18 protein-coding genes are annotated in these 22,093 nt (G+C 41.8%); 9 read left to right on the plus strand and 9 right to left on the minus strand.

Annotated features, from left to right (window positions below; genetic code table 11):
* Positions 1-48 precede the first annotated feature (48 nt).
* Together AHMF7605_RS19930 and AHMF7605_RS19935 are read left to right on the plus strand one after the other, a co-directional pair.
* The gene (locus AHMF7605_RS19930; RefSeq protein WP_106931789.1) at positions 49-2,157 is read left to right on the plus strand and encodes a peptidylprolyl isomerase; all 2,109 of its coding nucleotides are present in this window, start codon (positions 49-51) and stop codon (positions 2,155-2,157) included.
* A 299-nt stretch (positions 2,158-2,456) separates the two neighbouring features.
* Positions 2,457-4,289: a tetratricopeptide repeat protein gene (locus tag AHMF7605_RS19935; protein WP_106931790.1), complete on the plus strand. Its 1,833-nt coding sequence runs from the start codon at positions 2,457-2,459 to the stop codon at positions 4,287-4,289.
* A gap of 60 nt (positions 4,290-4,349) precedes the next feature.
* Here AHMF7605_RS19935 and AHMF7605_RS19940 read toward each other — a convergent pair whose 3' ends face one another.
* Entirely contained in the window at positions 4,350-5,882 is a 1,533-nt protein-coding gene (locus AHMF7605_RS19940) for a gluconokinase (protein WP_106931791.1), read from the minus strand.
* 487 nt (positions 5,883-6,369) lie between these two features.
* Between AHMF7605_RS19940 and AHMF7605_RS19945 the strand changes: the two genes are divergently transcribed.
* The 3 genes from AHMF7605_RS19945 (at position 6,370) to AHMF7605_RS19955 (ending at position 9,346) form a co-directional block, all read left to right on the plus strand.
* A complete protein-coding gene (locus AHMF7605_RS19945; RefSeq protein WP_106931792.1) occupies positions 6,370-7,593 on the plus strand; it encodes a nucleoside permease in 1,224 nt (407 codons plus the stop codon).
* Between the two features lie 285 nt (positions 7,594-7,878).
* Positions 7,879-8,268, plus strand: coding sequence for a hypothetical protein (locus tag AHMF7605_RS19950; protein ID WP_106931793.1), 390 nt, complete (start codon positions 7,879-7,881; stop codon positions 8,266-8,268).
* Positions 8,269-8,365: 97 nt separating this feature from the next.
* Positions 8,366-9,346, plus strand: coding sequence for a Gfo/Idh/MocA family protein (locus AHMF7605_RS19955; protein ID WP_106931794.1), 981 nt, complete (start codon positions 8,366-8,368; stop codon positions 9,344-9,346).
* A 95-nt stretch (positions 9,347-9,441) separates the two neighbouring features.
* On the opposite strand, the gene AHMF7605_RS19960 is transcribed toward AHMF7605_RS19955, so the two are convergent.
* Positions 9,442-9,777, minus strand: a complete 336-nt coding sequence (locus tag AHMF7605_RS19960; protein ID WP_106931795.1) for a DUF6249 domain-containing protein — start codon at positions 9,775-9,777, stop codon at positions 9,442-9,444.
* A gap of 320 nt (positions 9,778-10,097) precedes the next feature.
* On the opposite strand from AHMF7605_RS19960, the gene AHMF7605_RS19965 reads away from it, so the two are divergent.
* The 3 genes from AHMF7605_RS19965 to AHMF7605_RS19975 are packed head-to-tail and all read left to right on the plus strand — an operon-like array spanning position 10,098 to position 11,563.
* Positions 10,098-10,676, plus strand: coding sequence for an RNA polymerase sigma factor (locus AHMF7605_RS19965; protein ID WP_106931796.1), 579 nt, complete (start codon positions 10,098-10,100; stop codon positions 10,674-10,676).
* Entirely contained in the window at positions 10,673-11,080 is a 408-nt protein-coding gene (locus AHMF7605_RS19970; RefSeq protein WP_106931797.1) for a hypothetical protein, read from the plus strand. Before AHMF7605_RS19965 ends, AHMF7605_RS19970 begins: the two co-directional genes overlap by 4 nt.
* Before the next feature lie 60 nt (positions 11,081-11,140).
* A complete protein-coding gene (locus AHMF7605_RS19975; protein WP_106931798.1) occupies positions 11,141-11,563 on the plus strand; it encodes a hypothetical protein in 423 nt (140 codons plus the stop codon).
* 144 nt (positions 11,564-11,707) lie between these two features.
* On the opposite strand, the gene AHMF7605_RS19980 is transcribed toward AHMF7605_RS19975, so the two are convergent.
* From AHMF7605_RS19980 to AHMF7605_RS19990, 3 genes are all read right to left on the minus strand, one after another.
* Positions 11,708-12,706 carry a Hint domain-containing protein gene (locus AHMF7605_RS19980; protein WP_106931799.1) on the minus strand — a complete coding sequence of 333 codons (999 nt, stop codon included), beginning with the start codon at positions 12,704-12,706 and terminating at the stop codon, positions 11,708-11,710.
* A 259-nt stretch (positions 12,707-12,965) separates the two neighbouring features.
* Positions 12,966-14,120 carry a pyridoxal phosphate-dependent aminotransferase gene (locus AHMF7605_RS19985; RefSeq protein ID WP_106933545.1) on the minus strand — a complete coding sequence of 385 codons (1,155 nt, stop codon included), beginning with the start codon at positions 14,118-14,120 and terminating at the stop codon, positions 12,966-12,968.
* Between the two features lie 77 nt (positions 14,121-14,197).
* Complete coding sequence (locus AHMF7605_RS19990; protein WP_317046552.1) at positions 14,198-15,790, minus strand: flavin monoamine oxidase family protein; 1,593 nt, start codon at positions 15,788-15,790, stop codon at positions 14,198-14,200.
* Between the two features lie 293 nt (positions 15,791-16,083).
* Between AHMF7605_RS19990 and AHMF7605_RS19995 the strand changes: the two genes are divergently transcribed.
* The gene (locus AHMF7605_RS19995; RefSeq protein WP_106931800.1) at positions 16,084-16,554 is read left to right on the plus strand and encodes a RidA family protein; all 471 of its coding nucleotides are present in this window, start codon (positions 16,084-16,086) and stop codon (positions 16,552-16,554) included.
* 261 nt (positions 16,555-16,815) lie between these two features.
* On the opposite strand, the gene AHMF7605_RS20000 is transcribed toward AHMF7605_RS19995, so the two are convergent.
* The 4 genes from AHMF7605_RS20000 to AHMF7605_RS20020 form a co-directional block, all read right to left on the minus strand.
* Entirely contained in the window at positions 16,816-18,147 is a 1,332-nt protein-coding gene (locus AHMF7605_RS20000; protein ID WP_106931801.1) for an aminotransferase class V-fold PLP-dependent enzyme, read from the minus strand.
* A gap of 632 nt (positions 18,148-18,779) precedes the next feature.
* Positions 18,780-19,907, minus strand: coding sequence for an FAD-dependent oxidoreductase (locus tag AHMF7605_RS20010; protein ID WP_106931803.1), 1,128 nt, complete (start codon positions 19,905-19,907; stop codon positions 18,780-18,782).
* 30 nt (positions 19,908-19,937) lie between these two features.
* Positions 19,938-20,378: a hypothetical protein gene (locus AHMF7605_RS20015; protein ID WP_233219195.1), complete on the minus strand. Its 441-nt coding sequence runs from the start codon at positions 20,376-20,378 to the stop codon at positions 19,938-19,940.
* Between the two features lie 141 nt (positions 20,379-20,519).
* The gene (locus tag AHMF7605_RS20020; RefSeq protein WP_106931804.1) at positions 20,520-21,989 is read right to left on the minus strand and encodes a SusD/RagB family nutrient-binding outer membrane lipoprotein; all 1,470 of its coding nucleotides are present in this window, start codon (positions 21,987-21,989) and stop codon (positions 20,520-20,522) included.
* Positions 21,990-22,093 lie beyond the last annotated feature (104 nt).

The raw sequence follows: 22,093 nt of genomic DNA on the forward strand, positions 1-22,093 counted from the left end.
TCTATATTCTGGTTATTTTGCAATTCTTTTGTATCATTTAAATTTTATATGTCTTTAATTAATAAGATCAGAGAAAAATCGGGGGTAGCGGTTGGTTTAATTGCCCTGGCTATGGTGGTATTCATGGTGTTAGGCGACCTTTTAGGTCCGCAATCCCGCTTGTTCGGCAACAACAATGTTGTTGGGGAAATTGCTGGTAAAGAAATTACCATCGAAGAGTTCGACCAAGTACTGGAAGGTATCAAAAACAACTATGCCTCCCAAACCGGTAAGCAGCCCAACGAAAACGAAATGACTTCGCTGCGGGAACAAGCCTGGAACCAGTTAATTGTAAAAGTAGCTTACCAGAAAGAACTAGAGCGCTTAGGTATTTCGGTTTCAGACGATGAACTGATTGATATGGTACAGGGGAATAATATTCATCCGGCCATTAAGCAAGCTTTCACTAATCCGCAAACCCAACAGTTCGATCGTTCTTTGGTAAAAAATTATTTAAAAGAACAATTACCGAAAGCAGCTCCGGAGCAGCGTGCTGCCTGGGACAATTTTGAAAGTAACTTAGGTCCGGAGCGATCTCTTACTAAATACAATAACTTAATTCGGTTATCTAATTACGTAACAACGGTAGAGGCGAAAAGAGCTTTAGAAGAACAAAATAATAAAGTTAATATAAAGTATTTGTTAGTTCCGTTCTCTTCTATCAACGACTCCAGCATTAAAGTTACCGATGATCAGCTGAAAGCTTACTTTGATAAAAATAAAGACAAATACAAAGTAGAAGAAGGTCGTTCTGTAGAGTACATAACCATTCCGGTTCAGCCATCTAAAGAAGATAGCGTGGCATCAAAAGAAGAATTTGACCAAGTGGTAAAGCAATTTGCTACTGTTGACAATGATTCGCTTTTTGTAAGTGCCAATTCCGATGTTCCTTTTAATGGGCAGTATGTAAACCCTGGATCTGTACCGGAAAAGTTAAAAAATGCCAATTTACAGAAAGGTGCTATTTTCGGGCCGTATCTGGAAAATGGCATGTACACCATATACAAAGTTACCGGCGTAAAAGAGAATGGACCTGCTTCGGCTCGGGCAAGCCATATTTTAATTCGTTGGGATAACGAAACACCAGTTGCCAAAGCTGCCGCTAAAACTAAAGCGCAAGGTGTATTAAATCAAATTAAAGGGGGAGCTGATTTCGCTATGATGGCCCGTCAGTTTGGTACGGATGGTACGGCTTCTGTTGGCGGTGATTTAGGTTATTTCTCGACTGGCGCCATGGTAGCACCTTTTGAAAAAGCAGTATTTAATGCTAAATCAGTTGGATTAATACCCGAATTAGTAGAAACGCAATTTGGATACCATATCATAAAAGTAACGGCTCCTAAAACAAATCTTTCTTACCAGATTGCTACCGTACAACGGGCAGTTGCTCCTAGCGAAACTACCCGCGATGCAGCTTTCAAGAAAGCAGATCAGCTGCAAGGCGAAAGCAAGAATGCCGAAGCTTTCCGCAAGAATATTGCTAAAGATAAATCTTTAGTAAAAACCGAAGCTAAGTCGATTAAAGTAGGCGATCGGGCGGTGAACACGTTATCTAACGCCCGGGAACTGGTAAGATGGGCTTTTAACGATAAGACAGATGTTGGTTCCGTATCGCCGGTTTTTGAAATAGACGATCAATTTGTAGTAGCTGTTCTAACAGGTAAAAATGAAAAAGGCTATGCCGTTATAAATGATGTTAAAGAAGAATTAACGGCTGCCGTACGCAATGAATTAAAGAGCAAGCAAATTATAGATAAGCTAAAAGGCATGAATGGTAGCTTAGAGCAAATTGCGGCTAAGTATGGTGCCGGAGCCAATGTTCAATCAGCCAATGATGTAACTTTTGCTGCTGGTAATATAGATGGTTTAGGAATAGAGCCAGTAGCAGTAGGGCAGGCTTTCGGATTAAAACCAGGTAAGCGTTCTGCACCCATTGAAGGACAAAGCGGGGTGATAGTTCTGGAAGTAACTGGTATGAATAAAGCTCCTGGTACTCAGGATATAGCCGCTTCCCGGAAACAATTAGAAGCAACTCGCAGCGCGCGTATTGAAGGAGGTACTTATCAATATATCCGCGAACAAGCTAATATTAAAGATGAGCGGGTTAAATTCTTCTAATTCGAGTAGATAATATTTTTTTAATAAACAAAAAGAGCTGCTGATAAAAGGCAGCTCTTTTTGTTTTTATACTTATTACATAAAATCAGGGAATTTGCGTTATATTAATTATTGAATCTGGCAAATTATCTGTTAAACTTTGTGCCCTTACTGCTGGTTTTAAAGTATTTACAAGACAAACATTGAACAATAAAAACAGAGTAAATTTTCGGGTAAAGTATATTAATTATAGTTACCTTATCTTAATATAACTCTTTCTTGCTATCAAATTCTTACAGGCTACTTTGAAATCTATATTTATGTTAGTATATGCCCGAATTTTCCGCTTCTTTTTACTTATTAGCCTGATAATTGGGCTTAATACTTTTTCATCTCAGGCCCAGAGTGCTGCGGAGGAAGAAGCTTTAGCGAAAACTTATTTACAGAAGCAAGAATATGATAAAGCAAGTTCTATTTATAACAAGCTTGCTTCTAATAACCAACAATTCGTTACTATTTATCCGGATTATCTTAAAACCCTTATGGCACTTAAAAACTATAAGGAGGCCGAAAAATTAGTAAAAAAAGCTATTAAAAAGAATCCGGAAATACCTGCTTTTACCATTGATTTAGGGGTAGTACAATTAGCTAGCGGCGATAAAAAAGCGGCCGATAAAACTTTTGATAAGACAATTGATCAGGCTAAACCAAATACTATTTTGCCGGTAGCTCAAGCCTTTGAGCAAAATCGGCTGTATGATTATGCCGAAAAAACTTATTTACAAGGACGTAAACTCAGCAAGAAAGAAACCGATTATACGGGTCAGTTAATGCAATTGTACGCTTACCAGCGCCAATCAGAAAAATTAATCGCCGAAATATTAAATATTGTCAGAGAAAATCCGGAACAGTTGCTGTTAGCCCAAAATATGCTGCAGAACAGCTTACGCGAAGAAAAAGAGTTTGAAGCTTTAGAGAAAATTTTGTTAACCAATGTGCAGCAAAACCCGGATAAGAACGTGTATAGCGAATTGCTAATTTGGGTGTATACGCAACGGAAAGACTTTTTCAGCGCTCTGGTACAGGCCAAATCGTTGGATAAGCGTACCAAAGGTGGCGGCGAAAAAGTTATGGAATTAGGCGCTATTAGTCTAAAAAATAAAGATTACGAAAGTGCCATTGAAGCGTACAGCTACGTAATTAAAGAATACCGCAATAGTCCATATTATGGGTACGCGCGTGAACGCCTGATTAAAGCCCGCGAAGAACAAGTACGCAATACCTTCCCGGTAGACTTAGCTAAAATTCGAACACTTATTGCCGAATACCAGAGCTTATTAGATGAGATAGGAAAAAACGGCCGTACCGCAGAAGTAATGAAAAATATGGCATCGTTACATGCCTTTTATTTAGATGAGAAAGATAAAGCCATTGCCCTTTTGCAGGAAGTGATAAATACTCCCCGGGTCAATCAGGATTTAGTGGCCGAAGCAAAAATTAGTTTGGGAGATATTTATTTGTTACGCGGGGAACCTTGGGAGGCGACTTTGCTTTATTCGCAAGTCGAAAAATCGCACAAAGAAACGCCCATTGGTCATGAGGCCAAGCTGCGGAACGCTAAATTAAATTATTATAAAGGCGATTTTCAGTTAGCGCAGGAACACTTAGATATTTTAAAATTGGCCACTAGCCGCGAAATTGCCAACGATGCCATGGATTTAAGCCTGCTGATAACCGATAATACAGGTTTAGATTCTTCTACAGCCGCTTTAAAAGAATATGCTGCTACGGAGTTATTAATTTTTCAAAACAAATTACCCGAGGCCCAGCAACAGTTAGATAATATATTACGAAAATATCCGCAACACAGTCTTACGGATGATATTTTCTTCCTGAAGGCTAAAGTGCATCTGAAAACCGGTAATTACCAGGATGCCATCCAAGATTTGACTAAAATTACGGACAATCCGCAATATGATGTGCTCAGCGACGATGCTTTTTTTCTGCTGGCGACCATTTACGAAGAACAGGTAAAAGATCCGGAAAAAGCAAAGCAGCTTTATAATGATCTGATTGTAAAATATCCGGGTAGTATTTTTACGGTTGATGCCCGCAAACGCTTCCGTAAGTTGCGGGGTGATACGGTAAATTAGATGTAAGTTTTGACTTATTGCAAAGATGTAAGAACTCTGTTTTTTACGGTTTAACTTGCTCTAGCCTTGCAAAGCCGTAATGGCGGCAAAATCTTGTTTAAGCTTCGGGTACAAACCTTCGTATATAGCATATAATTGTTGGTAAACGGCGTGCTGCTCCGGGTTAGGCAAGTAAGTTCGGGCAATGGGTACTAGCTTATCTATGGTTTCGAAATCCGAAATCATTCCTAACGCCTGCATACCTAAAATAACGGCTCCTAAGGCCGAACTTTCCACACTTTCGGTTACGCGAATTTCGTGATTAAAAATGTCCGCCAGCATTTGCACCCAAATGTCACCTTTCGCGAATCCTCCATTAGCGTAAATTACGTCTATTGGACCGGTAACTTGTATTAAAGCATTAGCAACGCTATATATGCCAAATAGAATGCCTTCGAGTAAGGCACGGAGTAAGTGTTCCCGGGTATGGCTTAAGTTTAAGCCAAAGAAAACGCCCCGGGCATTCGCATCCCAAATGGGGGCCCGTTCCCCGAGCAGGTAAGGTAAAAATAATAACCCATTGGCTCCGGCTGGTATAATAGCGGCCTTTTGCAAAAGAAGTTCATAAACATCCATCGCCAGATCTTTTGCTAACTGGGTTTCGGGCATACCAAACTGGTCGCGAAACCAGCTCAGTAAAATAGCTCCATTACTCACCGGTCCGCCCAGCACATAATGTTCGGGAGTTAAAATATAACTAAATATTCGTTCCTGGGAATCGGTAGCGGGCTCAGAAGAAATAACCCGAATGGCTCCGCTGGTACCAATAGTAAGGGCGGCATTACCCGGCCGGATGGCACCACTGCCCAGGTTAGCTAAACAGCCATCGCCACCGCCCAGAATAAATGGAACCTGCGGATCAACCCCTAAATAGCTAGCTTGCTCAGCAGATAAACCACGGATAATATGGGTACAAGGTAAAGGAGTAGCTAAATGCTCGGGGGTAATACCGGCTGATTGTAGGGCGGGTGGATACCACTGCAAAGTAAAAATATCAAATAATCCCGTGGCCGAAGCAATGGAATAATCAATAACGTACTGCCCAAATAACCGGTAAAATACATATTCTTTGATGGAGATAAACTTATGCGCCTGCTTTACTAATTCGGGTTGCTCGGCTTGCAGCCATACCAATTTGCATAAAGGCGACATGGAATGAATGGGCGTACCTGTCCGGCGATAGATATTATGGCCGGCAGCACTGTTCTTTATTTGGTCGGCATATTCTTTACTACGGGTATCGGCCCAGGTAATGCTGTTGGTCAGTAAGTTCCCATTTTCATCTAAAGCAATTAAACTGTGCATGGCACTACTGAAACTAATGCCGGCTAAGCCAGCTAATGTAAAGCCAGTGGTTCGGGCCGCCGCGGTAACGGCGCTAATAGAATCTAACACCGCTTGAAATACTTCATCGGGGTTTTGTTCGCTGTAAGAAGGCTGCGGAGTAAGCAAAGGATATTCCACCGATTTTTCAGCTAGTACGTGGCCTTGCAAATTAAAGCCAACGGCTTTTGTGCTGGTAGTACCAATATCAACCCCGATCATGTAGTGCATAAGTCCGGTTTATTCAGAATAAGTAATAAGTTTTATTCACTGAGACTATAAGTTTACAAAAAATGTATCTTATTTATATGAATTTTCCTGTTAGTGTAGCTTTATTGCCGTAATAAAATAGTTTAAAGAGCCTCCGCCAAATGATTCTTTATCCCTTCTAGAAGAGTTAGAGACATTCAGCCCCATCCAGATAATTTCTGCAAGTACGTCTATTATCGACCTATATAAAACTGTATAATGTGTTTTAGCTTAAAATATTTTCCGGAAGATGAGGCTTTATAATAAAATCTAATTAGGAGCTGGCCATTTCTATTGCTCTACTCTCAACTTGGTGGAAATTAAATCAATACTGATAATTACCTTAATTGCTGCCAATAGTAAGAGTAAATACTTAGGCGAAACTACCCGTCGGCAACTTAAAACTTGATACAGGCTATTGCTTTGCTCCCATAATACTAGTATGTTACTAAGATAAATCTTAGCGCTTATGAAATCACGGGTACGCGGATTACTTTCCGCCATGATGTTTTTACAGTTTTTTATTTGGGGAGCTTGGTATGTTACCATGGGGACCTATTTGGCCAATGCCTTGCAAGCAGATGGAGTGGATATTGGCGATGCGTACAGCGCCATGTCTATTGCTACTATAATTTCGCCGTTTTTTGTGGGCATGATTGCCGACCGTTATTTTGCGGCACAACGCGTATTCGGGTTATTACATTTAGTAGGGGCGGGGGTACTGTATTACCTTACTACTATCCAAGATCCGGACATCTTTTATTGGTTTATTTTACTTTACTCTTTAATGTATGCCCCCACTTTAGCCTTAGCCAATGCCATCTCTTTTAACCAAATGGCCGAACCTGGTAAACAGTTTGCTTCCGTGCGGGTATGGGGCACCGTGGGCTGGATTGCTACCGGTTGGCTCATCGACCAGGTTTTTCATATATCTCCCACCGACTTAGGATTTACTTTCGAGATGGCCGCTATAGCCTCCGTGGTGCTGGCTATTTTAAGCATCTTTTTACCTAACACTCCACCTAAAGCAAAAAACGCGACCGTGCGTACTTCCGAAATTATTGGTTCCGAGGCGTTTGTTTTATTAAAAGACCGGTCTTTCCTTATTTTCTTTATTTCATCTATTTTAATTTGTATTCCACTGTCGTTCTACTACAGCCAAACCAATCAGTTTTTAGTAGAATCCGGAATGCAAAATGCTACCCGTAACATGACCTTCGGCCAGATTTCGGAAGCCCTGTTTATTTTAGCTATTCCGTTTTTCTTCCGGCGTTTCGGGGTAAAATACATGATTATGATTGGTATGCTTACCTGGGCAGTACGCTTTTTACTATTTGGGTTTGGTGGCCCAGATCAGATGTGGATGTTATTTGTCGGCATTATACTGCACGGCGTTTGTTTCGATTTCTTTTTTGTAACCGGTCAGATTTACACCGACCACAAAGCGGGCGAAAAAATTAAAAGCTCAGCCCAAGGTATGATTACCATGGCTACTTATGGCATTGGTATGTGGATCGGTACTAAACTTTCGGGTTACGTAGCTAAAAATTATACGATCTCGCCAACGGAACACCACTGGCAGGAAATCTGGCTGGTACCCGCCGCGATTGCAGCGGGAGTTTTAATTTTATTTGCTCTTTTATTCCGGGAGAAGCAGTTAGATCGTAAGCAAGTAGCGGCCGCTGTGCATTAAATAATAATTGCTTGGATTATTACTTCGAGCTTTTTAAATCAAAATTTGCGGGGCTGTTTAATAGCGAAGTTTAATGCCAACTATTAGCTCTCAAAAGAATAACTAATACCTGGTGGCGAAATCAAACGCGTCCTGAAACATAAAGAGTCCAGCAAAATTGTGCGGCAGATAATAGCGGTGAATAAGCTTTCTAAAACATTTGTGATAATTAATTTACTTTTAGGAAAAAATCTCTATTAACCAAGCAGTTAAAAAGATTTAAATTCTAATAAAGCATGTATTAAAATGACTTTTAAAGAAATCTATGACCGAATAATTCCTTTGTGGGGAGATAGAATAGATTTTTCTGATGGATACATAATCCAACCGGAGCGCAAGTATAAAAATCTAAGAAGTGTAACGGATTCAGAAGACTACTTTTACTCCCCAAAGCTGAGTAATCTTTGGAACTCCATCGAAGAAAATATTGAAGAGAAGGATACTTACGGTGAATTAATGGTCTGGACCATTTATCAGGTGTTTCATAAGTATGCCCGGGAAAGATTTGAACAAGATATATTTTCTTTTTCACCGGAAGAGATTGAAAATAAGATTATCGAAGAACACTACTTTAAAAATTTAAATGAAGAAGGGTGGGAAGATGAATTATTACAGTATCAACGAGGGGTGGAATAAGCCTGTTCGAAATAGCGGCATAGTATAAATTTCTTAAAGCTAACATAATTTGTTAGTACATATTAAAATTACAAACCTACTCTACATCTAAAAAACTATGCAAACTATTCGTTGGGGAATTATTGGCTGCGGCGACGTAACCGAAGTAAAAAGCGGGCCGGCTTTCCGGAAAATACCTAATTCGCAGCTCGTAGCGGTAATGCGCCGCGATGGCGCTAAAGCCCAGGATTATGCCCGGCGGCACGGTGTGCCTAAGTGGTACGATAATGCGCAAGCCTTAATTAACGACCCCGAAGTAGATGCAGTTTACATTGCTACTCCTCCCGATTCTCACCACGATTATACCTTACAAGTGGCAGCGACAGGTAAACCCGTTTACGTGGAAAAACCAATGGCGCGCACTTACGCGGAATGCCAGGAAATGATTACCGCTTGCGAAGAAGCTCAGGTTCCGCTTTTTGTAGCTTTTTACCGGCGCTGTTTACCTTCTTTCTTAAAAGTGAAAGAATTAGTTGATACTGGTGCTATTGGTGAAGTTCGGTTTGTGAATATTAATCTATATCACCCAATCCAAAGCAATTTAGAAACAAATAATTTGCCCTGGCGCGTACAACCCGACATTGCTGGCGGCGGCTTATTCTTTGATTTAGCGCCGCACCAATTGGATATTTTAGATTACATTTTAGGCCCCATTGCTTCTGCTTCGGGGCAAACTGCTAACCAAGCTGGCTTGTATCCGGCCGAAGATATTGTAACCGCACAATTTCGTTTTCAATCTGGCGTACTGGGTAGCGGTACCTGGTGTTTTACCGTGGCGGAGACCCAACGTACCGACCAAATGGAAATTATTGGTAGTAAGGGCAAAATTACGTTTGCTGCCTTTGATAAAGTAGCAATTCAACTGGAAACGGGCGATGGAAAAAAGCAATTTAACTTGCCGCCACCCGTACACATTCAGCAACCATTTATTCAAACCATTGTAGAAGAATTAACTGGTCAGGGAGAATGCCCCAGCACGGGTGTAACGGCTGCTCGTACCGCTTGGATAATGGATCAGATTGTAGGTAAGAGACATTAGTAGCAAGATATTAGATACTTGACTTTTACATAGTTGATTTAATGAAAAACTCTTTTCTACAGTAACAAAAGACGCATACGGATGCATCTTTTTTATCATGCTTCGTCCCGTTTGTCTAGCCGCTTATCAATTATAAAATAGTAAACTATCAAACTTAACCCACCGAGCATGACCCCAAGCGGCACCCCAACTGGATAACGGAATGGAATTAAATCGCCCAGGGTCATACCCAATACTACCGAGAAAATAACCATCCCGTATTTAAGGGCGGTTCGACGAGGCCGGAAAAAGTTAGGGTCAAGGCCCCGTTCTACTAAAGCTAACCGTTCACGGGTACGGGAAGTAAAGTACAGGTAACAAATGCCGAAAATGGTGCCGAAGAACAGAATAGCCACTATCACTATCAGCACTGGTCCAAAAAAGTTTTGCATATTGTTTAATGTTTCAGGTTTATGCTGCTTGGACGCCGGTATTTACTGAGTAGTTACAGTTTTTAGGAAAACAAACGCAATATTTTAGAAGAATCTTAACTCTTATTTATAGAGCTATGGTTTTTGTAAAGTACAAGTGGCCTGATGGTAATCTTCATCAAGGTTAATTAAGTGCCTAATTCTCAAATCTAACCATAACTGTATTTATCGGGTTAAGAAGTAAATTCTTTAGGATTACTCTTGATAAAAGGGTTTAAAAGTGTCAAATTCCTTCTTACTTCTTGTAACCACCTATTATGTAGCAGCGTCTAATCCGGCACATGGAAAAGCAGACCGACCTTTATTATGTACAGCAAGTGCTACGCGGTCAACCAGTAGCGTATACGGCCTTGGTTGATAAGTATAAAAGTCTGGCTACTGCGCTTGCTTTTAAAATTACGGGTAATAAGCAAGATGCCGAAGAAGTGACGCAAGATGCTTTTGTGAAAGCTTACCGGGCTTTGCCGGGTTTTAAAGGCAATGCCAAATTTTCGACCTGGTTGTACCGGATTGTGTATAACACCGCCCTTTCTAAAACCCGCCGGAAAATATCTTTCGCGGTTTCGCTGGAAGATGCCGAACTCACCGAAACCGAGTTAGAACAAGTAGGATTACAGTTACTAAACCTGCAAACAGCCGAACAAACCAAATACATCGACTTAGCTTTGGCGCAACTGCCGCCCGATGAAAATTTACTTTTGACCTTGTTTTACCTGCACGAAAATTCCGTGGAAGAAATCAGAGATATTACCGGCTTATCGAAAGCGAATATTAAAGTAAAATTATTCCGAGCTCGGCAAAAAATGTACCTGTACCTGCAAGAAGTATTAAAGCACGAATGGAAGGAAATAATAAGATGAAAAAGGAAACAGAAGTGCCACGCGATCTGCTAACCCAACAACTTTTAACGAAAGCTACTCCTATAACCGACTTAAAAGTAGATTTTACCGCCCAGGTTCTGGCGCAAATTGAAGCGAAAACCCAAGCGCAACGTGCCAAAATTTACGAACCTCTTTTGCCTAACCGGATTTGGCGCTGGATTGGCATAGGATTGAGCAGTATGGTTTTACTGGTACTGGGTTTTGGTATACTAACTTTCGGCCTAAAGTCAAATTTAGATTTAATGTCGAACTTTACAATTAACTTACAAGATGCGTTTGCCACGAGCCAGCTGAACTACTTGCCCGAGTTATTACTAGCCGGTGTAATTTGTTTTTGCTGGTTGTTTCTGGATTATCTTTGTGGTCAGCTCCGGAAGAACTAGGAAGAAAGGCGTGCATTTTTGTCTTATGGTTCTGGTTAACTTTTATTTCACTAAATATAAATGATAGATAAAAATACTGGTCAACTTACTTTTGGTACCGGCAAGACAGTTTTTCCAATAACAACTCTAAGTGAATTAAAAGCTATTAACCTAAGTGCAGTGCATGAAGAAGGTGTTTTGGGAAATGAATGGATTCATTATACTGTCAAAAATGTATTAATAGCTGGTAAATTCTTCTATTTAACATTTTTTTTTCATGAAGAGATTCTAGATTCTGTCTCTTTTATATTTAACGATTGTGAAATTGATTTAACTAGCAATTGGGATTGCTGGAGCGAAAAAAGAGAAAAAGAAAATGCCGTATTGTATAACAATTGGTTAGATAAAGAAATCGGAACTAGCAGAAATTTCTTATGGGGTACCGTATGGGCAAGCTATGACCCTAAGAGTGGTGGAAGTTCGATAGGTATAAGTTACAAATAATAAAAAACAGCTCCTATTAACGGCTATACTGCTCTTTTATTTTTTAAAATTTCACCACGTATTAAAAAGAAAAGCAACAAAAATAGCCAGCTCCCTTTTACCGGAACTGGCTGTTGCTAAATCCAAAATCCCAAATGATGGTTACTACTTCTGTAATACCATTACATCATTCATCATAAAAGTAGTACCGGCGGCAGCTTCAATGTTATATACTTTTTGAACTCCGCCAGCGTATTCGGTTTTATGTAATACCGTGAAAGGTTCGTATTTGCCGGTTTTACTGTTGTAGCACAATACTTCTTCGCCTAAGTTAACTTCCCCCATTTTGCGGTTGCCTTCGCGGGTTTGCATCGGGTGGTTAGGGGTGGCTTCCAGCACTTTGCTGCTTAAGTTTACCTCTTTCCCTGCTTGGCTCGTTTTTTCAGTGACACTAGCTACTAATAACCGGGTGATAGCATAGTTTTTAGCTTCGTGCGAAACCAACTCTTTTACGCGTACCGTAGTAGCTAATTTCGTAGCCGGATCAATGGTTAATACCTGGTCGCCGGGTTGCACTTCTTTCAGTAGCTTTTGCCGGCCATTGGCCATGGCTACCAACTGGTCGCCGGGGAAGCAGATATCATTGCCATAAGTTGCCGATTCGGCTTTTAAGTCTTTGCCTTGGTTTAAAGCTTTATACTGCTGGAAGGATAATTCTTTCGACAGCACATAAGAGAGCTTCAGCACAAAGTTTTTTTCTTCTTTATCTATGGCGTGAATGTCTTCGAAATAGCTTTCCCAAACTTTGCCATCGGTGGTAAAATTAGGCAGTACGGCTTTATATTGTTTGCCTTTTTCGTTGGTGTAAAATATCATCGTACCCAATTCCTGCATGCCCTCTTTGCTTACGAGTCTATACAGGTCCATGCGTTTTTTTAATCCATCATCGCCGGTAATAAAATAAGGTTTCCGGCCTTCGTAACGATCCAGAATATAAGCGTTCTCAATTTTTACATAGGTATCGTTATCGAGGTCTTTTACCGCAAAGGTTTTAGCTTTTTGATATTCGGCTAAAGTTAAAGGGCGGGAAGTTCCGGTGCTTTGCTGAGCCTGCGCCAGGTGCATGGAGCCAATAAATAGGAACGATAAGAAAATTCTGCGCATAGTAGTACAATTAAAATGAGTTTTTAAAGATTATTTATCGTTCCGGAAACAACTAGTGAGTTTAATTTTTTATAAAATTCTCCCGGAAAGACATTATTTGTTTTTGTTTTGATTTAGTTCGTTTTATCACTTATCACAGCTAGAATTGTAGCCGGTATACTTTAATCGGAGGAGTATTAGCTGCATTCAGAAAGAACCTTTTAAACCGGTCCCTTCTGAACAACAAGCCATTAAAATAGAAAACAGGTACAGTCTAAACCTAAGAAACTTGCCGGAAAGCCTCGGCGAATGCCTGCATCTCGTCCATGCGGCCAATACTTACGCGGCACCAGTCCTGATTATTAAATTTCCAGAAGCGTACGCCTACGCCGCGTTTCATTAATTCAGCCGTAAATTTTTCGCCTTCCATTTTTATTGGAAACATCACAAAGTTGCTCGAAGAAGGAATGTATTCGTAGCCTTCTTTCTTCAACACATCGTACAGGAAGTTTTTAGAAGCCAGGGTTTTCTTTAAAGCATCTTGCAAGAAAGCTTTATCTTGATAAGCTGCTAAAGCCGCTTGTACCGAAGGAGCGGAGATACTCATACCACCGGCGGCATACTTACTTAATTCTTTTATTACGTCGGGTTGCGCAATAATATACCCTACCCGCAGACCAGCAAAGCCGTAAAGTTTAGAGAAGGTACGGGCAATAATTACGTTTTGTCCTTTTTTCACGCACTCCATCATCGAAGCAGCTTTAGGGTCCGGTAAATAATCAATGTAGGCTTCGTCTATAAACACAGGTACTTTCTTCGATACTCTTTCGCAGAAAGCCGCTAATTTAGCGGTATCTACTACGGTGCCGGTGGGGTTATTCGGGTTACAGATGTACATTAAAGAAGTACTGCCATCCACCTTTTTTTCCATAGCGTCCAGGTCTAGCTTATACTCCGAAGTAAGCGGCACTTTGTTCCAGGTAGTATTAAAATCGGAGGCATCGCGGGGTAAGCTGGCGTAGGTCGGGTCACCGGAAACAATATTGGAACCTTCTTTTTTGCTGTAATACATGGCGGCGGCCAACAACAAAGGCCCGGAACCGGCATCCATTAAGATATTTTCCAGCTTAACACCTTCGTAGTCCGCAATCTTCTGCGCCAGTTCCCGGGTATATTTCATGGGGTATTGGTAGCTGGTGTTCAGGGCATCCATGGCCGCTTTTTTAGCCTTTTCCGAAGGTCCAAAAGGATTTTCATTGGCATTTAGCCGAGCTTTGAGTTCGGCCGGAGCCCCCAGAATAATACTTTCTTCCGTAACTTTCTTCTCGAGGGTACGGGCAGCGGGCTTAGCCACCAGCTGGTTTAGTGAGCCGGAAAAGAAGGTAAATCCTCCGGCTAAAAAAGCACTGGACTTAAGCCAGTTACGTCTGTTCATTGATTTTTCCATGAGAGTAAAAGTGCGTATAAGGGTAGTTTAAAAGTGAAAGTTTGTTTTTGATGGAAAGAAGATTATTAACCGTTGTTACTGGTAACCGGGTATTTTACTCTTTGCTCGGCAACGCGGGAATGTACCGCCGCTACTGCGCTCCTCGCCGATTCAAAGGCTCCGGCCATCCAGGCGGTTAAATAAGTGGTGTGCTCGCCGGCAAAATATACGTTCTGGTCTGGTTTCAGCAGGGCGGGGTAAAGAGTTTTGCGGGCTTCGCTGTTGTAAACGGCCCAACCGCCCATGTTGTACTTAGTCTTATGCCAGCTCACCGAAAACGAAGTTTCAAACTCTTGTTTGTACTGCGGATGAATTAAGCTGCCTTTTTCTAAAGCTAGTTTTTCCCGGTCGGCCATGGATAAGTCGCCTACCGTTTTGGCTTTTTCGTTGAAGTTGTAATAACCAATAAGTATCCCTTTTTTACTTAAGTAATCGTAAGAAGGATAAAAAATCTGGGTAAGCTCGTTGTTGGTGTGGGTAATGCCCCCGTAAATTTGCTCGTCTTCTTCCCAGAAACGGCGTTTAAACTGCAACCCCATTTTACCGGTCTGGATATACGGCACAAAATCAATGGCCCGGCTTACTTCCGAAGCAAAATTATGATTAACGTTGCTCAGTATTGGCAAAGGCAAGGTGCAGATGCAGATATCACCTTTCATTTCGTGCTCGCCTTGCTTATCTTTATACGTTATTTTTACACCGTCCGGAACATTTAAAATAGATTTTACTTCTGTACCTAATTTTAACGAACTAATAACTTTCTTTTCCAGAGCCTTGGCAATGTTATCCATACCGCCTACTGCCTGGAACATCGTCATTTGTAGTTCATAGGTGTATTCGGCTACATTATAAAAGTCCGGATCTAACAATCCTGATTGAATGATATCGGCTAATTTGTGCGGATCGGCTATTTTTCCGGATTTCTCGCCGGCACCCGGCGATTCAATATACCCGCGGCGGGCCGATGCTTTATATAACTTATCAATGTCCAAACCCCCTTCGGCGCGCAGGTATTCAATTACTTTGGCAGCATCTTCTTTATTTAAAGCTAAATCTAATTTTTCCTGGTCCAGCGCTTTGGCGAGTAATTCGCTCATATAACCGCGCATGTCGTTGTGAATTTCGCGGGCGCGTACCTTTTTATTAGATAAAGGGCCTTTGCCTTCGCTGAAGTAATAAGTGCCTTCGTTTACATTATTGTATACCTCTAGGGGTACTCCTAATTCTTTGCAATAATGCATGGTAAGTTGGTGGTGGTGCGGAATCCGGGAAGGACCGGCATTATAATACAAACCCGCATCAAAATTAGCGGTAAGCATTGGCCCATCTCCCTCCTGGTTAGTGGAGCCTTTTCGGATGCTCCAACAACGACCGCCGGAACGATTGCGGGCTTCTAAAATAGTAGTGCGGTAACCTAATTTATTTAACTCGTAAGCGGATGCCATGCCAGCTAAACCACCACCCAAAATTACTACGTGTTTGCCTTTACCATCACCGGATAAGTTAAACGCATGAGCCGGAGCACTGGGTAGTAAACCTAAAGCCATCATGGCCGGATAAGCGCTCCCGGCAAGTAAAGCACTTTTACTTAAAAAAGCTCTTCGGGATAGATGTCTCAAATTATTTCTATTTAAAATTTAACAATTTTATATGCATAAAGGTAAAAATATTACAGTATATTGCCTTATAAATTGAGTGTATTTTTAATAATACCTTAAAATTTACACTTGTTTCAAAATAATAGCAGTGTTTTTAATAAAATAAGCTTAAAATTTGAAGGGTATCTAATAATAAAAGCAATTTTACTTAATAAACTATAAAATTTGAATAGGCCTATTTGGGGTAAACTCTTTAAAAATCTGTTTTATATTATTTTTCTTCTGTTATCGTTAAATTTTAATCTCTTTTATCTATGAAAAAGTGTTTTTGCTTCTCCTGTTTAGCCGTAATACTATCTACTTCCGTAAGTTTCGGGCAGAATACCTCTCACCAGAACCAGCCTTTAAAAAAAATTATTAAAACCGAGCAGGCGCCTCAGCCCATAGGACCTTACAGCCAAGGCGTATTAGTTGATGGGTTTTTATTTGTTGCCGGCCAGGTGGGAGTTAATCCGCAAACCCGGCAGTTAACTGCCACGAGTTTTGAGGCAGAAATCACTCAGGTATTGGAAAATTTGCAGGCTATATTAAAAGGAGCCGGCATGGATTTCCGGAACGTGGTGAAGGCCACTATTTACTTAAAAGATTTAACCCATTTTGCAAAGGTAAATGAGGTTTACGGCAAATATTTTACGGTAGAGCCTCCGGCCCGCGAAACCGTGCAGGTATCTAACTTACCCAGCAATGCCAACGTGGAGATTTCGGTTATTGCGGCGATGCATTAGAAATTAGTCCATGGTCGATAGACGATAGTCGATAAGCCATATGTGATTATGGCGAGCATATTTGTTAATTTTAGATTAATCAAACTGGCACCAGTGACGCTGCGCTTAACACTGGCGCTAGTTGAGTGCTAGTTGAGTTAATTGATAATTTTGAAATAAAGACCGGCCTGCTTTACTTCGTTAACATTAGAGTTAAGAAGTGAAACAGGCCGGTCTTTTAAATTTTATCAAGGCAAGCACCGATAAATATGTTGCTGTAATTTATTTGCTATTGGTGCGGTTGGCGGCGGTTACGTTTCCTTTGGCAATGGCGTGAATCGTATTTACCAGGCGGTCTAAATCTTTTAAAGGCGTGTACAAGTGCGGGGTAATCCGTACGCCGCTAATATTTTCCCACACGGTAGCCGAGGTATGAATGCGAGACCGTTTAAATAATTCAGTGGCAACTTCGCCGGGAGCCAGCCCTTTAATCGCAAAAGTGGCAATAGCGCCGGAAAATTCGGGTTTAAGCGAAGTAATGGTAGAAAAACCCGGAATGCTCAAGCATTTTTCTACCCAGTAATTTTTTAAATAATGCAACCGTTTTTGTTTGCGCTCAATGCCAATGGTATTATGAAAATTAATGGCGTGCCCAATGGCCATTTCGGTAGGAAAGGAGCGGGTACCCAGCCTTTCAAACTTGCGGATATCGGGGCTTTGCGGATCTTCGGGAGCGAACATAGGCCAAACATCTTTAATGCGGGCTTGCTTAACGTAGAGCATGCCCGTGCCAAAGGGGCAGCAAAGCCATTTGTGCAGGCTGGTGCCGTAGTAATCGCCTTCTAAATCCGGAATTTTGTAGTTGATATGCGCAAAAGAATGGGCCCCATCAATTACTACTTGAATGGCTGGATTGTGTTTTTTAGCCGCCCGGCTGATAAGTGCCGCTGGCATAATTTGTCCCGACCAGTTAATCATGTGGGTAATCATTACGGCTTTGGTCTGAGAAGAAAACGCCTCTTTGTATTGGCGCACAATTAGCTGGTTATCTTCAATGGGCAAATCCAGGTTGATAAATTTAAGAACAATACCCTCGCGTTTTTCTCTTTGCTTCCAGGCGTTGATTACGTTTGGGTAGTCTTGCTTAGTGAGAACTACTTCATCGCCGCGCTGCAGGTTGATGCCAAAAATGATGGTTTCCAGTGCTTCGCTGGCATTGCGGTTAATAGCCAATTCTTCGGGAGAGCAGCCAGCTAAGTCGGCTAATTTCATCCGCACCGATTCGCGGGCTTCGTCTAAAGTACGCCACATATAATAACTAGGCGCTTCGTTGCTTAACCGGTTATATTGATCCAGCGCATTTTGTACCACGATGGGTTGGGGACTTACCCCGCCATTGTTCAGGTTAATTACATTAGGCGAAGCCGAATAAGCCTGCTGAATATAGCCCCAAAAATCTTCGTCTTTGGTTACGTCTTCGGTAGCAGTTACAGCGGGAATGTGTAAACCTGTTTCCTTTTGCCAGGCCGCCAAAGCGGGGCTTACCGTTAGCACACCAGCAAAACTGCCTATTGTTTTAACAAAATTCCTGCGGGAGTTAAGGTTTTCTGGCATGTTAAGGAAAAGGTTATAAGTTGTAAGTTATACGTTTTAGGTTTTAAAAAGAAGATGGACAAGTATTTATGGCCTTAATATTTATAATTCTGTCTTGTTTGGTTGTGACAATTAAAATGAAAAACTAAGTCTTTAGGTCTGATAGCCGAAAGGTGATTATTTCTTGTAGCGTAATAGAGTTTAACTTCTTTCATTAATTCGCTTTTGTAGATCATCCCTAACCTCCTTCGAAGGGGGCTTTTCTCCTCCTCATTTTTAATATTAAGCTGATTCTTTAGAATGGCTCTTTATAAGTAAAGTGAGGAAAAAATTAAAGTTATCCCAAATAGAAATTAGAAAACTGGCATTACGGATTTGATAGCTCTTTTTGTTGAATGATTTTACTAAGAAAAATGAATTCAAGTTTGGCTCTTGAGCACCTGCTAGGCTTTCGGTGCCGAGGAACGAGGCATTCCGACGTAGCAGGAAAGGAAGGATAGCCCGTGCGAAAGAGCCAAATGAGGCACGCCGGCCACGAGGCAAACGGGTTACTTTTCTAGCCGCATCAGCGCCGTTACCTTTAGTCTTGAAAAGACTCAACAGATAACCGGATATTAATATCCAAAGCTAAATAAAATCTAAGGAAAACTCACTTAACTCCGCATTCCTACTAAAGCTTCATTTATAGCCGCAATTACCGTTTTAGTTTGTTCCGGATTAGGAGTCGTGTTCCAATTATTCCGAATGGCATTACCGCCCAGCACTAAACCGTCTTTGCGGGGGATAATATACCCGTGCGGGGTGCTTAACCGGTAATTAATTTCGGGCTGCGGAATTAAAAAAGATAACTGACCTGATATCGGCATTAATTGTTCGTCGTTAAACAAAGCTTTGGCACCTAAGCCGGTACAATTCACCACGCCATCTTCCCATAAAGCATCTAGGTCTTCTAAAGTTTTAAATTCTTTTATCTGAACTTTACCGCCAAAATTTAAAAAATCGGTGGTAAGGTGGTGCAGGTACGACGGGATATTAAAAACCATGTTGGGCTGGTTCACCACATTTTTAGATTTAAACGGGTGCTCGCGCCGGGATAACTCTTTCGGTTCGGGCAGTAATCCGTCTATATGCAGTTTAGGAGTTTCGGAAGGAGCTCGGCCATTAATAATGTAATGATCCATCCAGGTAACTAAATCGCCATAGCCCAATAAGTTTTGATACGTTTGAAACGAATAGGAACAGGCTTGTTCCCACATGGTCTTAAACTCCGGGGTAATGTATTCCTCTTCGCAAAGTAAATGCGACGGCGACCAGGTGCCGGTAGCCATGCTGGAAGTAATTTTAGGAAACATTTCTTTGGCGTAGATGGTAACGGTTTTACCCATTTGCTGGAGCAAACGAGCCGTAGTTAGACCAACAATACCGCAACCTATTACCGCAATTTCCTGGTGGCCCGTAGCAGCGGCACGCGTAGCCGCAATTTGCCCGGTTCCCCACGACAACGAAAAACCACTGCCACCGTGGCCATAATTATGCACAATCGTTTTCTGGCCCAGCATTTCCACATCTAACCGTGGGCCGGAGAGCCGGTACGGACGAAGCCCAACTGTTTCTTTAATAATCCGGTCGGGAGAAAGCTTAACCCGGGGTAAACGACGAGCACCTAAAGAAGTAGAGCTGCCTCGGTAAAGATTATTGCCCGGAGAGCAGGAGCTAACGCCCATGGCAAACGCTAGCCCTAATGAAGCTCCGGATTTTAAAAGAAAAGATCGCCGATCCATTTGGTTTAATTTTTTAAATAGGCTACTTTTTTATTTGACCTGCACGCGGCCGGTTTTAGTAAAGGCTTGTCCTTTGTAGTTGCCCGACCATTCCAGCACCACTGAATTGCCTACGGCCGGAGCAGTTATACCTAAGTCAGCCCAGGTTTTATTTAAGGTAACCGTACCGGCTGCATCAGTAGTTAATTCGGCCAAAGTATTGTTATTTAATAGTACCTTAATGGGCAGGTTAGAAACCGGTAGGGTATCAATGCCTACCGAATGATCCAGAATGCCGCTTTTATTTAGCTCGGCAATGGTAGTGGTAACCATTACGGGTTCCGTGGCTAAAAAACTGTTGCCGGTAACCGTAACCAATACCGGCGATACCACTCGGTCTACTACTAATTCGTCTTCTTTTTCGCAGCTCATTAAAAAGAAACTGAACCCGAACAAAACCGCGAATAATTTATTTATAGCATTTATTTTCATAATTCTTAAAATTTAAAGTTTTAACTAGTGTTTAGTCCATAGTCGACAGTCGATAGTCCATAGTTGCAATTTTTTAAGTCAGGGTGTTTTATGCGAAGTAACCCGCTATTCTAAAATTGCCGGAGCATTAGTACTTTTCTGTTACTCTGCCCACCACATTTTGGTCTTTTTGTCGTCGGAACCGCCATTTAAGGAAATACCGGCATCTAATTGGGTTTTATTTAAGGAATACTCGGTAGAGGGATATTGCAAGCGGGTAGGTAATACACCATCGTTTAAGAAAATAGCTCTTGGATCAGGCGCTGGTAAAGCGGGGTAACCAGTGCGGCGGAATTCAGTCCAAGCCTCAATTCCTTGACCAAATAAGGCAATCCATTTTTGAGTAAGTATATTTTCTTTGGTAGCGGGGCCGGCATTAGCTAAATAATCAGCGGGCATGGTTAAACCGTATTGGCCGAAAGAGGCCGCAATGGCTTGCTCGTAATAGCTTTGGGCATCGCCGGCTATATCACCATCCAGCGCCGCTTCGGCTAAGGTAAAGAGAAGCTCCGAATAACTCATGATAACGCTGGGCGTAGTGGTTTGTAAAAAGTAAGTGCCAATTTTAGCACTGGAAGCTAAATAAGTAGTGGCAATGGCATCGGGTAAGCCGTTCGGAATGCCCATGTACTGGTTGTTTACCGGCTGTCCGTAAATTGCTAAGCGCGGGTCGTTGAGGGCTTGCAGTTTATCTACTAAAGTTTTGCTTAAATTCCAGTCGGTGCGGCTTTCCTGGACCATTACCTGGTTCCACTCGTTGTTGCTGGGTAAACCATTGGCATTTTTCAGGACGGCATAATCGGAGTTGCTGGTGAATACGGGATATTTAACGGGATCCGCCAGAATCTCCGCCATAATTGCCTGTGATTCGGCTGGTTTTTTAGCGGCTTGCCGGTTAGCTAGTTTTAAGCGCAAAGAATTTGCAAATTTCTTCCACATCTCAATATTGCCACCGAACATAATATCGCCGGAAATAGCCGGACCACCTACGGTTAACTTCTCGTTGGCTAGTTTTAAGTCGTTCAGTAAACCGGCGTAAACTTCTTCCTGCGAATCGTATTTAGGCGTGTAAATAGGAGTAGTGGCCGTTCCCTGTAAGGCTTCGGTGTAAGGAATAGCGCCGTAAATATCCGTTAACAGCGAGAACACCCAGGAGCGCATCACCAAACCTACTCCCTCATAATTAGTGTTGGGCGCGGTACCTTCCGGCCCGGATTGAACTATAATTCGTTGAAAATTTAGCAGTGCATCGTTGTAAAAGCCTTTCCAGTTATTGGTGTAATAAGCCGGGCTCATGTTGTAGTTGTCCCCTTCGTCGGAATAAATGTTCCGGGCCAAATATTGTACCCACAACATGCCGCCATCCAGGTTAATACGTTCGAACCGAGCCCGGTGACCCCAGTAACGATCGACGCTCGACTCGATGCCGTTAGGCAACAGTACGGCTGAACTTACCTCCGAAGGCTTGTTCGGGCTAACATTCATTTCTTCGAAGTTTTTGGTGCAGGCACTGGCTAAAAAAGCTCCGGCTACCAAATAAGTCGCGATTTTTATTTTAGAAGATATTTTCATGGTAATAAAGTCTGTTTTTGGAAAGTAAAGAAATACAAGTAGCTGGCTCTCCTCATCCCCAGGCTTTCCCTGGTGAGAGAAAGCCCGAATGAAAGTTTTGCAAG

It is taken from the genome of Adhaeribacter arboris (assembly GCF_003023845.1).
In the GTDB taxonomy this organism is placed as follows: Bacteria; Bacteroidota; Bacteroidia; order Cytophagales; family Hymenobacteraceae; genus Adhaeribacter; species Adhaeribacter arboris.

What these genes read in the sequence shown, in the direction of transcription:
- AHMF7605_RS19935 (WP_106931790.1), top strand. Translation starts at nt 2,457, where the DNA reads ATGTTAGTATATGCCCGAATTTTCCGCTTCTTTTTACTTATTAGCCTG.
- AHMF7605_RS19930 (WP_106931789.1), top strand. Translation starts at nt 49, where the DNA reads ATGTCTTTAATTAATAAGATCAGAGAAAAATCGGGGGTAGCGGTTGGT.
- AHMF7605_RS20020 (WP_106931804.1), bottom strand. Translation starts at nt 21,989, where the DNA reads ATGAAAATATCTTCTAAAATAAAAATCGCGACTTATTTGGTAGCCGGA.
- AHMF7605_RS19950 (WP_106931793.1), top strand. Translation starts at nt 7,879, where the DNA reads ATGACTTTTAAAGAAATCTATGACCGAATAATTCCTTTGTGGGGAGAT.
- AHMF7605_RS19985 (WP_106933545.1), bottom strand. Translation starts at nt 14,120, where the DNA reads ATGAACAGACGTAACTGGCTTAAGTCCAGTGCTTTTTTAGCCGGAGGA.
- AHMF7605_RS19965 (WP_106931796.1), top strand. Translation starts at nt 10,098, where the DNA reads ATGGAAAAGCAGACCGACCTTTATTATGTACAGCAAGTGCTACGCGGT.
- AHMF7605_RS19995 (WP_106931800.1), top strand. Translation starts at nt 16,084, where the DNA reads ATGAAAAAGTGTTTTTGCTTCTCCTGTTTAGCCGTAATACTATCTACT.
- AHMF7605_RS19970 (WP_106931797.1), top strand. Translation starts at nt 10,673, where the DNA reads ATGAAAAAGGAAACAGAAGTGCCACGCGATCTGCTAACCCAACAACTT.
- AHMF7605_RS20000 (WP_106931801.1), bottom strand. Translation starts at nt 18,147, where the DNA reads ATGCCAGAAAACCTTAACTCCCGCAGGAATTTTGTTAAAACAATAGGC.
- AHMF7605_RS19940 (WP_106931791.1), bottom strand. Translation starts at nt 5,882, where the DNA reads ATGCACTACATGATCGGGGTTGATATTGGTACTACCAGCACAAAAGCC.
- AHMF7605_RS19960 (WP_106931795.1), bottom strand. Translation starts at nt 9,777, where the DNA reads ATGCAAAACTTTTTTGGACCAGTGCTGATAGTGATAGTGGCTATTCTG.
- AHMF7605_RS19955 (WP_106931794.1), top strand. Translation starts at nt 8,366, where the DNA reads ATGCAAACTATTCGTTGGGGAATTATTGGCTGCGGCGACGTAACCGAA.
- AHMF7605_RS20015 (WP_233219195.1), bottom strand. Translation starts at nt 20,378, where the DNA reads ATGAAAATAAATGCTATAAATAAATTATTCGCGGTTTTGTTCGGGTTC.
- AHMF7605_RS19980 (WP_106931799.1), bottom strand. Translation starts at nt 12,706, where the DNA reads ATGCGCAGAATTTTCTTATCGTTCCTATTTATTGGCTCCATGCACCTG.
- AHMF7605_RS19945 (WP_106931792.1), top strand. Translation starts at nt 6,370, where the DNA reads ATGAAATCACGGGTACGCGGATTACTTTCCGCCATGATGTTTTTACAG.
- AHMF7605_RS19975 (WP_106931798.1), top strand. Translation starts at nt 11,141, where the DNA reads ATGATAGATAAAAATACTGGTCAACTTACTTTTGGTACCGGCAAGACA.
- AHMF7605_RS20010 (WP_106931803.1), bottom strand. Translation starts at nt 19,907, where the DNA reads ATGGATCGGCGATCTTTTCTTTTAAAATCCGGAGCTTCATTAGGGCTA.